Annotated in this window: 14 protein-coding genes; 7 read left to right on the plus strand and 7 right to left on the minus strand. The window is 64.3% G+C overall.

Going from position 1 to position 13,866, the window contains the following annotated elements; translation table 11 throughout:
* Positions 1–268 precede the first annotated feature (268 nt).
* The 4 genes from FJ426_RS30300 (at position 269) to FJ426_RS30315 (ending at position 5,355) form a co-directional block, all read left to right on the plus strand.
* Complete coding sequence (locus FJ426_RS30300; RefSeq protein ID WP_140554936.1) at positions 269–550, plus strand: hypothetical protein; 282 nt, start codon at positions 269–271, stop codon at positions 548–550.
* A 121-nt stretch (positions 551–671) separates the two neighbouring features.
* Positions 672–1,847, plus strand: coding sequence for an efflux RND transporter periplasmic adaptor subunit (locus FJ426_RS30305; protein ID WP_140554937.1), 1,176 nt, complete (start codon positions 672–674; stop codon positions 1,845–1,847).
* Positions 1,848–1,922: 75 nt separating this feature from the next.
* Complete coding sequence (locus FJ426_RS30310; RefSeq protein ID WP_140560810.1) at positions 1,923–5,099, plus strand: efflux RND transporter permease subunit; 3,177 nt, start codon at positions 1,923–1,925, stop codon at positions 5,097–5,099.
* A 97-nt stretch (positions 5,100–5,196) separates the two neighbouring features.
* Positions 5,197–5,355, plus strand: coding sequence for a DUF3309 family protein (locus FJ426_RS30315; RefSeq protein ID WP_140493366.1), 159 nt, complete (start codon positions 5,197–5,199; stop codon positions 5,353–5,355).
* Between the two features lie 56 nt (positions 5,356–5,411).
* On the opposite strand, the gene FJ426_RS30320 is transcribed toward FJ426_RS30315, so the two are convergent.
* Both FJ426_RS30320 and FJ426_RS30325 read right to left on the minus strand, forming a co-directional pair.
* Positions 5,412–6,371 (minus strand): SDR family oxidoreductase, encoded by a 960-nt coding sequence (locus tag FJ426_RS30320; RefSeq protein WP_140560811.1) that lies wholly within the window; start codon positions 6,369–6,371, stop codon positions 5,412–5,414.
* Positions 6,372–6,439: 68 nt separating this feature from the next.
* Positions 6,440–6,649 (minus strand): DUF680 domain-containing protein, encoded by a 210-nt coding sequence (locus FJ426_RS30325; RefSeq protein WP_140493372.1) that lies wholly within the window; start codon positions 6,647–6,649, stop codon positions 6,440–6,442.
* Between the two features lie 116 nt (positions 6,650–6,765).
* Between FJ426_RS30325 and FJ426_RS30330 the strand changes: the two genes are divergently transcribed.
* A complete protein-coding gene (locus tag FJ426_RS30330) occupies positions 6,766–7,680 on the plus strand; it encodes a LysR family transcriptional regulator (protein ID WP_140560812.1) in 915 nt (304 codons plus the stop codon).
* Here FJ426_RS30330 and FJ426_RS30335 read toward each other — a convergent pair.
* The 3 genes from FJ426_RS30335 to FJ426_RS30345 all read right to left on the minus strand — a co-directional run bounded on the left by FJ426_RS30335 (position 7,638) and on the right by FJ426_RS30345 (position 10,064).
* Positions 7,638–8,819 carry an MFS transporter gene (locus FJ426_RS30335; protein ID WP_140493379.1) on the minus strand — a complete coding sequence of 394 codons (1,182 nt, stop codon included), beginning with the start codon at positions 8,817–8,819 and terminating at the stop codon, positions 7,638–7,640. The genes FJ426_RS30330 and FJ426_RS30335 overlap by 43 nt on opposite strands.
* 128 nt (positions 8,820–8,947) lie before the next feature.
* Positions 8,948–9,256 carry a DUF1244 domain-containing protein gene (locus tag FJ426_RS30340; protein ID WP_140493382.1) on the minus strand — a complete coding sequence of 103 codons (309 nt, stop codon included), beginning with the start codon at positions 9,254–9,256 and terminating at the stop codon, positions 8,948–8,950.
* A gap of 10 nt (positions 9,257–9,266) precedes the next feature.
* Positions 9,267–10,064, minus strand: coding sequence for an N-formylglutamate amidohydrolase (locus FJ426_RS30345; RefSeq protein WP_140560813.1), 798 nt, complete (start codon positions 10,062–10,064; stop codon positions 9,267–9,269).
* A 246-nt stretch (positions 10,065–10,310) separates the two neighbouring features.
* On the opposite strand from FJ426_RS30345, the gene FJ426_RS30350 reads away from it, so the two are divergent.
* Both FJ426_RS30350 and pyk read left to right on the plus strand, forming a co-directional pair.
* Positions 10,311–10,799 (plus strand): DUF1036 domain-containing protein, encoded by a 489-nt coding sequence (locus FJ426_RS30350; RefSeq protein ID WP_140493388.1) that lies wholly within the window; start codon positions 10,311–10,313, stop codon positions 10,797–10,799.
* Positions 10,796–12,229 (plus strand): pyruvate kinase, encoded by a 1,434-nt coding sequence (gene pyk / locus FJ426_RS30355; protein WP_140493391.1) that lies wholly within the window; start codon positions 10,796–10,798, stop codon positions 12,227–12,229. The genes FJ426_RS30350 and pyk overlap by 4 nt, the downstream gene beginning before the upstream one ends.
* Positions 12,230–12,244: 15 nt before the next feature.
* On the opposite strand, the gene FJ426_RS30360 is transcribed toward pyk, so the two are convergent.
* Both FJ426_RS30360 and FJ426_RS30365 read right to left on the minus strand, forming a co-directional pair.
* Positions 12,245–12,709: a hypothetical protein gene (locus tag FJ426_RS30360; protein WP_140560814.1), complete on the minus strand. Its 465-nt coding sequence runs from the start codon at positions 12,707–12,709 to the stop codon at positions 12,245–12,247.
* Between the two features lie 52 nt (positions 12,710–12,761).
* On the minus strand, positions 12,762–13,829 hold the full coding sequence (locus FJ426_RS30365) for an alpha/beta hydrolase (RefSeq protein WP_140560815.1): 1,068 nt from the start codon (positions 13,827–13,829) through the stop codon (positions 12,762–12,764).
* Positions 13,830–13,866 lie beyond the last annotated feature (37 nt).

Consider the following 13,866-nt stretch of genomic DNA (forward strand, 5'->3'; position numbering starts at 1 on the left):
CGCCTGCTGCCAGTGTCGTGCGGGCGCCGCTGTTGGGCGCCATCCCTCGACCGTATCCGGAACGGTGACTGGCGGGCGAGGAATACTGCCACGAACAGCACCAGCAGGCGTTTTGTTCGAGGCTATATCATGTCTCAAGCCTAGACGGCGGAACGCAATGGAGCAGACGCATCGAGGCGACCCGTCCTCGCTCCTGGAGCATCCGGCTTGACCAGGGAACGACGCTCTGGATCAGAGTTGAACGGTCCGTTCTTCAAGCAATTCCAGTGTGTTGCGTGAAATGTCGCACGCCGGGATGGTCCGTCAGGCCGAGGTTATCATCGTGCTCGAAACCCGCGTGGGGTTGAAAATCGCCTCGCGCCGGCGTCGTGCCTCCGAGAGCAGACGCAGGCCCGGCGGCACCGGGCCTTCAACGGCCGATCATCGGTCGCCAACGAGCCCCGCTAAAGCCGCACCCTATTTGGGCAAAAAAATGCTTCGCGACGGCTATACTCTGTCCAGCTTCGCAATGCTGCTGCAACTTTCCGACTATATTGCGTTGCAAACTTGATGTAGAAGCGCGCTTCGCCGATCACGGCAATTTGAACACGGCCTGGCGCGCACCCATATCGGCGACGCGCTCCTCGAGGAGGACGCAGTCCCGGCCAAACCCCGCAGTGGAAAAAACGACGATGCCGAAAATCAGGTTTCACAAGCTTGCTGCCATTGTTGTGCTCATCGGTTTCGCCGCCTGGATGGCGACGGGCGAGTTTTCATCCGTTGGCAGTGCCGCCGCCGACGCCCAGAGGGCGGCAGAGGCCGAAAAGGCCAAGACGCCGGAGGCCGGCAAGCCGAACACGGCGCAAGCCGAGCCGAAAGCCGCGCCGCGCACCGTCGCGGTGGTGACGCCGCCGCGCAAGACCTATGCGCGCGCTATCCGCATTTCGGGGTTGACCGAGGCCGACAAGCGGGCGGTGCTGGCAACGCGCGTCGCCGGTGTCATCGACAAACTGCCGGTCAGCCAAGGCCAGCACGTCAAGACGGGCGATCTGGTTCTGATGCTGGCGGCCGAAGAGAAAATCTCGAATGTCGACAACGCCAAGCAGTTGCTGGCGCAACGCAGGGCCGAGCTCGACGCCGCCGAACGGCTGGCCAAGACCGGCAATCTGCCGAAGCTGCAGCTCGACACGGCGCGCTCGAATTTGACCTCGGCGCAATCAATGCTGGAGACCGCGCAGGCCGAGCTCGACCGCAACGAGGTCAAGGCGCCGTTCGACGGCGTCATCGACAGGGTGCCGGTGGAACTCGGCAGCTCGGTCATGCAAGGCGGCGAGGTGGCGACCATCCTCAAGCTCGATCCGGTGATCGCCCGCGGCGAAATCAGCGAACGCGACCTGCGCTACATCAAGATCGGCGAAGAGGCCAATGTGCGCCTGGTCAACGACCAGAAGGTCACCGGCACCGTGCGGTATATCAGCCGCGACGCCTCCTCCCAGACCCGCACCTTCCGTGTCGAAGTGGCGATCCCCAATGCGGATGGCAGCATCCCCGCCGGTATGACGGCCGAGATCACGCTCAGCGCCGAGCCGACCGATGCGGTTCTGCTGCCGCGTTCGGTGGTGACGCTGGGTGACAAGGGTGATCTCGGCATCCGCGCCGTCGGCAGCGACGACAAGGTGGCCTTCTACCCGATCGACCTGGTGGACGACACGCCGAACGGTCTCGTGCTCGGCGGAATTCCGAAAGATGCGCGCATCATTGTCGCCGGCCAGGAACTGGTGAAGGAAGGCGATATCGTCAAGCCCGTCGAGGCCGACCAGGCGACCATCAACAAGCTGATCGGCGAAGCCACCGCCGGTACGCAGTAGCGCAAAGCCCGGCGTCGGGATCTCCGGCGCCTCCCGCCAGTTCGCCGCTTCCGAAGAAACAGCAGGCATCAAGTCATGGATATCGTCAGACTCGCAATCCACAACGCCCGCCTCACAATATCCGCCCTGCTGTTCCTGCTGGCGGCGGGCTGGGTCGCCTATCAGTCGACGCCCAAGGAAGCGGAACCCGACGTTCCGATCCCGATGATGTATATCAGCCTGATCTACCAGGGCATTTCGCCGGAGGATTCGGAACGCCTTCTCCTGCGGCCGATGGAAAGCAAGCTGAAGAGCCTGAAGGGCCTCAAGGAGATGCGCTCGGCCGCCTTCCAGGGCGGCGGCTACGTGCTTGTCGAGTTCCAGCCGCAAACCAATCTGGCCACGGCGCTCCAGGACACGCGCAGCAAGGTGCAGGACGCCAAGGCCGACCTGCCGCAGGCGGCCGAGGAGCCGACGGTCAACGAGGTCAACGTTTCCGAGTTTCCGGTCCTCGTCGTCACTCTGTCGGGCGACGTGCCGGAGCGCTTGCTGACGGCGGCTGCGCGCGAACTGCGCGACCGTATCGAAGAGGTACCGGGCGTGCTGGAAGGCTCGCTGCAGGGCGCGCGCGACGATCTGGTCGAAGTGGTCATCGATCCGGTGAAGCTGTCCTCCTACGGGCTGCAGCTCGACCAGCTGATGCAAGGCGTCGGCGCCTCCAACAGCCTGGTCGCCGCCGGCAATCTCGAAGGCTCGGAAGGCAAATACGCGGTCAAGGTGCCGTCGCTGATCGAGACGCCCGAGGACGTGGCCAACCTGCCGGTCGTCGCCACACCCAACGCCGTGGTGCAGGCCAAGGACATCGCCACCATACGCTCGACCTTCAAGGACGCCGAGACGGTCACTCGCCTCGACGGCAAGCCGGCCATCGCCATCGAGGTGAAGAAGCGCATCGGCGCCAACCTGATCGACACGCTGAACCATGTCAGGGAGGTGTCCGACACCTTCATCAAGACGATGCCCGAAGGCATGCATGTCACCTACACGCAGGACAAGTCGGTCTTCGTCAACCAGCTCTTGGGTGACCTCCAGAACCACGTCATGATCGCCGTGATCCTGGTGTTCATCGTCATTCTCTACGCGCTGTCGGGCCGCGCCTCGCTGCTCATCGGGCTGGCCATACCATCGTCCTTCCTGATCGGCATATTGCTGCTTGCCATGATGGGCTACACGATCAACATGATCGTGCTGTTCAGCCTCATCCTGGCTGTCGGCATGCTGGTCGACGACGCCATCATCGTCACCGAGTTCGCCGAGCGGCGCATGAGCGAAGGCATGCCGAAGGCGGATGCCTTCGCGCTCGCCGCCAAGCGCATGGCCGGCCCGGTTATCGCGGCGACGATGACGCGCATCGCCGCGTTCTCGCCGCTGCTGTTCTGGCCCGGCATCATCGGCGACTTCATGAAATACATGCCGATCACGCTGATCGTCACGCTGTCGGCCTCGATGCTCTATGCGCTGGTGTTCGCGCCGACGCTGGGCGCGATCTTCGCCAAGGCGCCGAAGCATCACGAGGACGACAACCGCGACGGCTGGTACATGGCCATCGTCAAGCAGGCGGTGCGCTTCCCGATCACCGTCCTGGTGCTCACCGTGGCGCTGCTGTTCGGCGTCGGCTACGCCTATTCGAAATACGGCGCCGGCGTCGAGTTCTTCCCCAGCGTCGAGCCGGACTACGGCCTGCTCTACGTGCATGCGCGCGGCAATCTTTCGCTGGCCGAGATGGATGCCGCCACCAGGACGGCGGAGAACAGGCTGCTCGGCTGGCCGGGCGTGAAATCGGTCTATACACGCGCCGGCAAGACTCAGGGCGGCGGCCAGGACATTCCCGAGGACGTCGTCGGCGTGATCCAGTACGAATTCGTCGACTGGCGCGAGCGCAAGTCCGCCAACCAGATCCTCAGCGACCTGCGCGGCGTCATGGCCGGCATTCCCGGCGTCGATGTCGAGGTGCGCGTGCCGGAGGCAGGTCCGCCGACCGGCAAGCCGATCCAGATCAGGCTTTCGGCCGCCGATCCCAAGGGGCTCGACGACAAGGCGCGTGCGGTGGCGGCGCGGATCGCCAAGGTGCCCAACGTCATCGACATTTCGGACGGCCTGCCGCCGCCCGGCGTCGACTGGGCGCTCGAGGTCGACCGCGCCAAGGCCGCCCAATACGGCATCAGCCCGACCTCGGTCGGCACCGTGGTGCAGCTGGTGACCAACGGCTTGAAGCTGTCGGAATACCGGCCGGCGGGCGCCGACGATGCCGTCGACATCCGCCTGCGCCTTCCGGAAGACCGGCGCACGCTGTCGACGCTCGACGAACTCAGGGTGCAGACGTCGCAAGGATCGGTGCCGATCTCGAATTTCGTCGTGCGCAAGCCCGAGCCGACGGTCGGCATCCTCAACCGCATCGACGGCGCGCGCACCGTGGTGGTGCAGGCCAATGTCGCCGCCGGCGCGCAGGTCGCCGCCGTACAGGAGCAGGTGACCAAGGCGGTCTCGGACATGGATCTCGGCAGCGGCATACGCTGGAAGCTCGCCGGCTCCAACGAGGACAGCGCGGAAGCGAGCGCCTTCCTCAGCAAGGCCTTCGGCGCGGCGATCTTCCTGATCTTCCTGGTGCTGCTGGCGCAGTTCAACAAGTTCACCAGCGTCTGGCTGGTGCTGTCCTGCGTGGTCATGGCAACGATCGGCGTGTTCCTGGGCCTGCTTCTGACAGGCGAGGCGTTCGGCATCGTCATGTCGGGCATCGGCGTCATCGCGCTGGCCGGCGTGGTGGTCAACAACAACATCGTGCTGATCGACACCTATGACCGGCTGCGCGAGGAGGGTTGGGACAAGATGGAAGCTGTGCTGCAGACCTGCCGCGAGCGTGCTCGCCCTGTGGTGCTGACGGCGGTTTCGGCTATCCTCGGCGTGCTGCCGATCGCCTTCGGCCTCGGTCTCGAGATCTTCCATCATGAGACGACGATCAACGCGCCTTCGACGCAGTGGTGGATTTCGCTGTCGTCGGCGATCGTGTTCGGCCTGTCCTTCGCCACCGTGCTGACGCTGGTGGTGACGCCGTCGATGCTGATGGTGTTCACCCGCGCCAAGGTCAAGCCCGGCGCGCGGCGAGGGTGGTTCAGCCGGCTGTTGCGACGCGGCAAGCGAGAGATCTCGCCGCAGGAGCCAGCGGCCGATGGCGACGCCGAGCCGGCAGTCGCCTTCCCGAAGGCCGCCGAATAGAGCGGTTTCGCAAGGCAGGTCAAAAGGCCGCCCGGGAACTACCGGGCGGCCTTTTGCATTGTTCCCTCGGATTCAACCAGACGGCGAGGGCTCTAAAATGACGATCAGCACGATTCTCATCATCATCCTGATCCTGATCCTGATCGGCGCGGTGCCGGCATGGCCGCATTCGCGCTCCTGGGGCTACGGGCCGTCGGGCATCGTCGGCGTCGTCCTCGTCGTGGTGCTTATCCTGCTTCTGATGGGCCGGATCTGACTGGCAACGATTTGCGGCCGAGCCCGCCGTTCCCGTCTTTTCGGCACGCTCGGCAATCACGCTGCTTGGTGCCAGGCCGGCGCGACGGCGACGCCGATATCCTGCAAGGCTTCGTGCACCGCCTGGTTCAGAGGGGTGTGCGGGATTTCACCGATGATCTCGTTCAGCCGCGCCGAGGCCAGCCGGTGCGCTTCGAAGCGCAGATAGGACATCGAGACGATCTCGCGCCACATCGCCACGAACGGGCTGCCGGCGCGCAGCACCCACCAGGGCATGAAGCTGAGTTTCAGCTTGCGTCCGAGCGCCTTTTCGGCGGCCGTCTTGATCTCGATGTCGGTGACGGCATGGCCCGGAAAATTCAGCGCCTCGTAAGAGCCGAGCTTGTCGAGGTTGCGCGTCAGCGCGACGAAACCGACAGCGAAATCCGGCAGATAGGCCCATTCATGCACCAGATCGGCCGGGCCGGGCGCAGTGTAGATGCCCTTGCTCATCTTGGCGGCCACGACGAGGTCGAACCAGGAGCCGTTGCCGGTGCCGCCGAAGAAATCGCCGGCGCGCAGAATGATCGTGCGCACCCGACCCGCCTCAGCTTCACGGCGGAACAGCGCCTCCATGGCGCAGCGGATCCGCCCTTTCTCGGTTGTCGGGTGGAACGGCGTGTCTTCCGTGATCACCGCCGGCATCGGCGAGCCATAATTGTAGATGGTGCCGGGGAAGAGATGCAGCGTGCCGTTGGCGCGGCAGGCGGCCATGACATTCTCGGCCATCGGCAGGCACTTGCCCCAGTCGGTGTAGATCGGGTTCAGGCCGTTGAAAATGATGTCGACGCCCTGCGTGGCGCGGATCAGAGACTCGCCGTCCAGCGCATGGCCGGCGACGGCCGTCGCGCCTGCAAGCTCAGCCGGCACCTTGCCGGTGCGGGTGATGGCGCGGACATCATAGCCCGCATCGATGAAGGCCTTGGCGACCACGCGGCCGAGCCGGCCATTGGCGCCGAGGATTGCAATCTTGGTCATTCTTCGTCTCCTGTTTGCTGTGAAGCGACGGGACAAGCCCACCGCCTTGGGGATATCTCGGCGTCTGTTCAGCGGTTGCCGAAGAGGTCGCGGTTGCTGCCCTGGACGACCGGCTTCCGGATGATTGCATTCGACTTCTCGATCGATGTGGTGATCGTCTTGTCTTTGCTGGCGACAGGCGTCTGGCTGGCATTGTTCGAGCCGAACTTGTCGCTGCTTGCGAAAGCGGCGTTGGCGGCGATGAGGAGGGCAGCGGCGGTGAGTGCAATCTTGGTCATTTGGGTTACTCCTGGTTGGCTTGTTGCAGGGCGTATCGATGTTTGCAGGCCGAATATGATTGCCTCACCAATGAATTGAAATTGACCATGTGTGCAGTTCTGATATTCAGTTGTGAATGGCTGATATCGACTGGAACCTGATCAAGAGCTTCGTCACGGTCGCTGAGACCGGCAGCCTGTCGGCCGCGGCGAGAAAGCTATCGGCAAGCCAGCCGACGCTTGGCCGCCACATCTCGGAACTGGAACAAGCGCTCGGCGTCATCCTGTTCCGGCGCGGGCGAAGCGGCTACGCGCTGACCGAGGCCGGGGCCACTCTCTTCGAGCGCGGCAAGGCGGTGAGCGAGCAGGCGAGCGCTTTTTCACGGCTGGCGCTGGGTTCGGTCGAAGCGATCGAAGGGACGGTGCGCATCGCCGCCAGCGAGGTGGTGGCGGCCTATGTGCTGCCCGACATGATGGCGCGGCTCGGCATCGAGGAGCCCGGCATCGAGGTCGAGATCGTCGCTTCCAATCAGGTCGAGAACCTGCTGCGCCGGGATGCCGACATCGCCATCCGCATGGTCAAGCCGACACAGAACGAGTTGGTGGCGCGCAAGGTCTGCGATATCGCGCTCTGCGCCTGTGCTTCCCTAGCCTATCTCGACCGGTGCGGCCACCCGCGCGAGCCGGCCGACCTGCTCGACCACGCGCTGATCGGCTTCGACCGGAGCGACGAGATGATCCGAGGCTTTACGCATTTCGGCATACCGGTCACCCGGAACAGTTTTCGCTTCCGGGCCGACAACCAGATCGTGCTTTGGGAGGCGGTGCGGGCGGGAAACGGCATCGGCCTCGGCCAGGAGCCGCTGGCCGAGCGGGACCCCCTGGTGGAGAAGGTGCTGCCGGGCCTGCCGCTGCCCAGCTTGCCGGTGTGGCTGGCCATGCATCGCGACGTGCGCACCAGCGTGCGCATCCGACGCGTGGCGGATTTCCTCCACGAGGAACTGAAACGCTATTCGGCCGGCGCCGCGTCGGGAGCGAATTCGGCGCGGTGAGCCAATCCGGCCATCAGCAGGACGACGATCAGCAGGCCCGACATGGCGATGAAGATCGGGCCGAAGCTGGAATGCTCGGCGACAAAGCCGATCGCGGAGGGCGCCACGAGGATGCCGGAATAGCCCATAGTGGTGACCACGCTCATGCCGGTGCCCGACGACATGCCTTCCTGGTTGCCGCCGGCCGAAAAGATGATCGGCACCATATTGGCGATGCCGAAGCCGCACAGAGCGAAGGCGGAGATGGCAAGCCACGGTGAGGGCGACAGGCCTGCGATCAGCATGCCGGCGGCAGCGATGATCGCCGAACCGCGCAACGTCGTCACGGCCCCGAAACGATTGCGCACGCCATCGCCGAAGAAACGCATGATCGCCATGACGCCGGAAAAGGCGGCATAGGCGAGGCCGGCAATGGCGAGATCGGCGCCAAGTTCCTGCCTGAGATAAAGCGCTGCCCAGTCGAGTACGGCGCCTTCAGAGACCATCGTCAGCAGCGCCATCAGGCCCACGAGGTAGACCAGCGGGTTTCCCGGCAAGCTGAATTTATGATGCTCGGCAGCCTGCGGCCTGCCCTCGGCGACGATATAGGGCACCGCCGCCGCGATCGCCGCTAAGGCAAGCGCCGTCACGACCGCGGCGTGGGCGAGGTGGCCGTAGTTCTGGATGGCAAAGCCGCCAAGGGCACCGCCGGCGAAACCGCCGAGGCTCCAGAAGCCATGCGAGGAGGACATGATCGCGCGCGACAGCCGCCGCTCGACCACCACCGCATTGGCGTTCATGGCGACATCCATGCCGCCGATGGAGCCGCCAAAGATGAACATGGCGACGGCAGCCAGCGGCACGTTGGGCGCCAGCGCCACGACCAGCAGGCCGAGGCTGCCGCAGAGGCCAAACCAGCGCAGCACGGTGCGCGAGCCGTGTTTCGAAATCAGGTGACCGCACCAGGTCATGGCGGTGACGGCGCCGGCGCCGAACAGCAGGATCAAAAGCCCCAGAGTGAACTTGGAAATGTCCAGGCGGGTCAGGAACACCGGGATCTGCGGCGCCCAGCTGCCGGTCAGGAAGCCGTTGGCGAGGAAGATGGCCGCCACGGCCCAGCGGCCGCGAATGGCGGTCTGCATTGCATTCGACGCGTTCATAGGCGAATCCGGTCAGAAAGTGGCTTTGCGCGGCAAATTAGATCGATTCAATTTTCAGTCAAGCGCTGCGCTCGGGAAGCATTTGGGCCAAACGAACGCCTAGGCTAATCGAGGACGTGAGAGACCACCTAGTGGTCTCTGGGTCGCCTGGCCTCGAATTCGGCCTTCTTGGCGTCGGAGGTTTCGGTCTGGTGCAGCGCCTGCCATTGCGCGTAAGGCATGCCGTAGACGATCTCGCGCGACTGGTCCTTGCTGAGATCGACGCCTTCGGCTTCCGCGGCCTCGCGATACCAGTTCGACAGGCAGTTGCGGCAGAAGCCGGCGAGGTTCATCAAATCGATGTTCTGCACGTCGCCACGCTCACGCAGATGCGCCACCAGCCGGCGAAAGGCGGCGGCCTCGAAGTCGCGTTTCTGTTCGTCGCTGAGTTCGGTCATCGAAACCTCCTCATAACGGCCCGGTGCGCGAGCCGAACATCTTCACTTGGTGTATATCGGGACGGCGATCGATCGCGTCAACGATCGGCGCCAGACGCTCAGCCCACGAAAGCGCATCCCCGCCGGTCGCGATCAGGTCCTGGCGGATTTCGATCAGCGCGTGGGCATAGCCGTTGACGATGGCGTGCCTGAACATGGTGTCGCCCCGCAGCGCGCCGTCATAGGGCTCGTTGTCGCCGACAACGAGGTTTTTGTCAGCGGCCAGCATGTCGATCAGCGGCCGCGCCACGCGGTCGTCGCGGTCCCACAGCACGCCGACATGCCACGGCCGCGGTCTGCTCTGCATGACCGGCGTGAAGGAATGCACGGAGAAGATGAAGGGTGCCTTGCCGGAAGCCTGCGCGACCGAGGCGATCATGGCGCCGACGGCGTCGTGATAGGGCCGGTAGAAGCGGTCAAGCCGCCTTTCGCGCTCCTCCGGGGCGAGGGGATAGTTTCCTGTCACGACGGTGCCGTCATAGAGCTGACGGATCAGCGTCGGATCATCCTCACCACGATTGGGATCGATCAGCAGCCGCGAAAAATTGGCGAGCACCGCTGGCACGTCGAGCAACGCAGCGAGTTCGCGCGTCACCGCCTCGACGCCGATGTCATAGGCGATGTGGCGGTCGAACGCCGCCGCCGGCAGGCCAAGGCTGCCATAGTCTTCAGGCAGGTCGCGGCGGGCATGGTCGGCCAACAGCACCATGCCCCGCTTGCGGTCGCCCTCGACGACATCGAAAGGCGCGAAAACTGTGGATCGGGTCATTGGCGGGAAATGGTCTGTTCGCTGGCTTCCGGGGAGGATGCTATCGTCTTTCCACGAAGACGACGCGGGCGCAATGCCGTTGTTTGGCCAAGGTTTCCGCTGAAATCTGGCAAGGGGCGACGGACCGCGCGCCGGGAGCCTTCTTAAATCGATTGGAATTGGACAAAACGGCGCGTTGACATGCGCCCGGACTTTTCCGAAAAGGGGCGCAGAGAGATGCTGATGTGGTTCTTGAGGGGTTTCAGGATGAGTTCCGCCGGCGGGCGGCGCGTGCGCTTCGCCTTCGCCATGCCGCTCCTGACGCTCGCCGTGGGCTTATCCGCAATGGTTGCGGCCTCGCCTGCACGCGCTGATTTCCGCGTCTGCAACGCGACGCAAAACCTAGTCGGCGTCGGCATCGGCTATCGTGCCAAGGCCGGCTGGATCACCGAGGGCTGGTGGCACATCGAAGGATCGAGCTGCAAGACGCTGATCGAAGGGCCGCTGTCATCAAGGTTTTACTATCTTTATGCAGAAGACGCCGAGCGCGGCGGACGCTGGGACGGCCCGATCAACATGTGCGTGGCTGAAAAAGAGTTCAAGATCGCCGGCGTCACCGATTGCGTCGCCCGGGGCTTCCAGCGCGCCGGATTCCAGGAATACGACACGGGCGAGCAGGCAAGCTGGATGGTCCAGCTAACCGACGACCCCGCAACGGGAGGCGCACCAGCCGCCCCGGGAACAAACAGTCAATGAGACGCAGCCGCAAGGTCAAGATCCTAGCCACCATCGGTCCGGCCTCCTCTTCCGAGGAAATGCTGAAGAAGCTGTTCGAAGCGGGCGCCGATGTGTTCCGCATCAACATGAGCCATACCGATCACGAGTTGATGCGCACGCTGGTCGGACGCATCCGCGCCGTCGAGGAGACGGTCGGAAGGCCGATCGGCATCCTTGCCGACCTGCAAGGACCCAAGCTGCGCGTCGGCAAGTTCGCCAACGGCAAGGAGGTGCTGACCGTCGGCCAGACCTTCACGCTCGACGACAATCCCGAGCCCGGCACCGCGGCCAGGGTCTATCTGCCGCATCCCGAAATCCTAAGTTCGGTCGAGGCCGGCCACCGGCTGCTGATCGACGACGGAAAGCTGGAGCTGAAAGCAGTGAAGGCCAATGGCAAGGCGATCGTCTGCACCGTCGTTGCCGGCACCACGATTTCCGACAGAAAGGGCGTCAGCCTGCCCGATACCGACCTGCCGGTCGGCGCGCTGACCGAGAAGGACCGCAGGGATCTCGACGCGGTGCTCGCCACCGGCGTCGACTGGATAGCGCTGTCCTTCGTGCAGCGGCCGGAGGACCTTGCCGAAGCGCGCAAGATCGCACGCGGCCGGGCGCTGATCATGGCCAAGATCGAGAAGCCGCAGGCGGTTGCCCGTCTGGCCGAAATCATTGAACTCTCAGACGCGCTGATGGTCGCGCGCGGCGATCTCGGCGTCGAGATGCCGCTGGAAGCCGTGCCCGGGATCCAGAAGCAGATCACGCGCGCAGCGCGCCGCGCCGGCAAGCCGGTGGTGGTCGCCACGCAGATGCTGGAATCGATGATCACCGCGCCCGTGCCGACCCGCGCGGAAGTCTCCGACGTTTCGATCGCCGTCTTCGAAGGCGCCGACGCCATCATGCTTTCGGCCGAATCGGCCGCGGGCGCCTATCCGGTGGAAGCGGTGGCGATGATGAACCGCATCGCCACCAAGGTGGAAACCGATCCGACCTATGCAGGCATCATCAACGCCCAGCGTTCCGAGCCTGAAGCAACCGGCGCCGATGCGATCTCGCTGGCGGCCCGCGAAATCGCCGAGACGCTGAAACTGTCGGCGATCATCACCTACACGGCTTCCGGCACCACGGGCCTGCGCGCCGCGCGCGAGCGCCCGCAGGTGCCGATCGTGGCCCTGTCGCCGATCGTCAACACGGCGCGGCGGCTGTCGCTGCTGTGGGGCACGCACTGCGTCGTCTCCCCCGATGCCACCGATCTCGACGACATGGTCGATCGCGCCTGCCGCATCGCGCTTGAAGAGGAATTCGGCAAGCCCGGCGACCGCGTCATCATCACCGCCGGCGTGCCGCTAAGGACGCCCGGTTCGACCAATATGCTGCGCATCGCCTATGTCGGTTCGGACTTGGGCACCCGATAAGCCCGCCCCAGGGCTTCACCGCGTTGCGATCTTGAGAGCTCTTGTTGCCGCTGCGGCGTGGTCAATGCGCTGAAGGAAGCGACGCGCGCGGGGTATGGGATCTTGCAGATATTGATCCGGTCCCCGCATCTTTCGCCGATTAAGTTCGGCAGTGTCGAGCAGATCGAAATCGACCTTTTCCAGCGTGCAGTGCCAGTCGGCGCTATGCGAAGCCCATCCTCGTTTGTGGTGTTCCAGAAGCCGTTCGCGGCTGGAATAGCCATGGTGGTCGAAGGCGATCACGCCGTTGGTCACATAGATATGGTTTCCGTAGTGGTTCCCGCTTGGAATGATCCGCTCGCCGTAAAATCCGTCCAGGGGAGGATAGCTGAGAAAGACGCCCGCAAGGATGGGGCAGGCGCCGTAACCGAAGAAGATGCGGTCCGGCAGCGCCCAGAATTTTTCGGGATTTTTCTTTATGCCGTGTTTGAGGAAGTACATGCCGCTCTGCCCCCGATACCGTTTTTCGACGACCGTTTTCGGAAGACGCACATCAGGTCGGCGCCAACTCCGCTTCGGGTTCCTTGAGGTCGGCGCATTTGCCGACGCCATAGGCATCGCCGGCGATCCGCGCTTCCACCGCCCTTGCCATCGCCTCCAGATCCACGCTCCTGCCGGCGGCCTTCTCGATGGCGCCAACGACCAGATCAGACGCGATCCAGTCCGGCTTGTGGCCGAGATTGCGCACCCAGACCAGTTCGGCGCCGGCAATGTTGCGCTCGAGGCCGACCGAATGGATATGGGCGTAGACGACCTTGTCTCGATCGCCCGAGATGACAACGGTCGGCGCCTTGATCTCGGCGTAGCGCGGCGCGGCCCCAAGCGCATAGCGGTAGAGGCCGGCGACATCGCTGGCATTTGCGCGGAAGGCCGACGGTCTCAGCACCAGCGGGATCGCGGCCTTGGCGACATAATTGTCCGGCACTTTGTTGGGCGAGAAGACGCAGGTCGTAGCGTCGGCGATCCGCAGCATTCCTGCCGGATAGCTCAGCGTTTCGGAGAACAGCCGGCCGATCACCGGAATGGTGGTCAGGTCGTAGTACCAGGCGGTTGCGCCGCCGGGCCACGGATGGGTTGCCGGTGCCAGGAATACCAGCCCGAGCGTCTTGTCGGCATGCTCGCGGCCGAAGGCGGTCGTCACCGCGCCACCGAAGGAATGGCCGACGATGATAGCCTGCTTCATACCGAGATGGTCCATCAGCGCGGCGACGGTGTCGGCCTGCGACCACGGATCCTCGTTGTTGCCGGGCCCGCGTCCCGACCAACCGAATCCCGGCCGGTCGAAGAACAGCAATTCGGCGCGCCCTTCGAGCAACGGCCTGAGCGGCAGCATCTGATCCCTGAGATTGGCGCTGGCGCCGTGGATGAAGACAACAGGCGGCAGGTCGGCCTTGGCGTGGCCAGGAACGTGGACATAATGGATGCGCGCGCCATCGATGTCGATGAATTCGCCGACGGCCGGGTTGCGGCGCTCGATCAGCCAGGAGCCGACGCGGGTGATGCCGACAAAGCCAAAGACGAGCGCCAGAAGGAAGGCGAAGACGGCATAGAGCAGGTTCATGTGGGATATACGAGAGGGAGTAGGGGAGTAGGGGAGT

This window comes from Mesorhizobium sp. B2-6-4, assembly GCF_006441495.1.
Classification (GTDB): domain Bacteria; phylum Pseudomonadota; class Alphaproteobacteria; order Rhizobiales; family Rhizobiaceae; genus Mesorhizobium.

Coding starts and splice junctions, on each gene's coding strand:
- FJ426_RS30340 (WP_140493382.1), bottom strand. CDS start 9,256: ATGACCGAACTCAGCGACGAACAGAAACGCGACTTCGAGGCCGCCGCC.
- FJ426_RS30360 (WP_140560814.1), bottom strand. CDS start 12,709: ATGTACTTCCTCAAACACGGCATAAAGAAAAATCCCGAAAAATTCTGG.
- FJ426_RS30310 (WP_140560810.1), top strand. CDS start 1,923: ATGGATATCGTCAGACTCGCAATCCACAACGCCCGCCTCACAATATCC.
- FJ426_RS30325 (WP_140493372.1), bottom strand. CDS start 6,649: ATGACCAAGATTGCACTCACCGCCGCTGCCCTCCTCATCGCCGCCAAC.
- FJ426_RS30335 (WP_140493379.1), bottom strand. CDS start 8,819: ATGAACGCGTCGAATGCAATGCAGACCGCCATTCGCGGCCGCTGGGCC.
- FJ426_RS30315 (WP_140493366.1), top strand. CDS start 5,197: ATGACGATCAGCACGATTCTCATCATCATCCTGATCCTGATCCTGATC.
- FJ426_RS30330 (WP_140560812.1), top strand. CDS start 6,766: ATGGCTGATATCGACTGGAACCTGATCAAGAGCTTCGTCACGGTCGCT.
- pyk (WP_140493391.1), top strand. CDS start 10,796: ATGAGACGCAGCCGCAAGGTCAAGATCCTAGCCACCATCGGTCCGGCC.
- FJ426_RS30365 (WP_140560815.1), bottom strand. CDS start 13,829: ATGAACCTGCTCTATGCCGTCTTCGCCTTCCTTCTGGCGCTCGTCTTT.
- FJ426_RS30320 (WP_140560811.1), bottom strand. CDS start 6,371: ATGACCAAGATTGCAATCCTCGGCGCCAATGGCCGGCTCGGCCGCGTG.
- FJ426_RS30345 (WP_140560813.1), bottom strand. CDS start 10,064: ATGACCCGATCCACAGTTTTCGCGCCTTTCGATGTCGTCGAGGGCGAC.
- FJ426_RS30350 (WP_140493388.1), top strand. CDS start 10,311: ATGAGTTCCGCCGGCGGGCGGCGCGTGCGCTTCGCCTTCGCCATGCCG.
- FJ426_RS30305 (WP_140554937.1), top strand. CDS start 672: ATGCCGAAAATCAGGTTTCACAAGCTTGCTGCCATTGTTGTGCTCATC.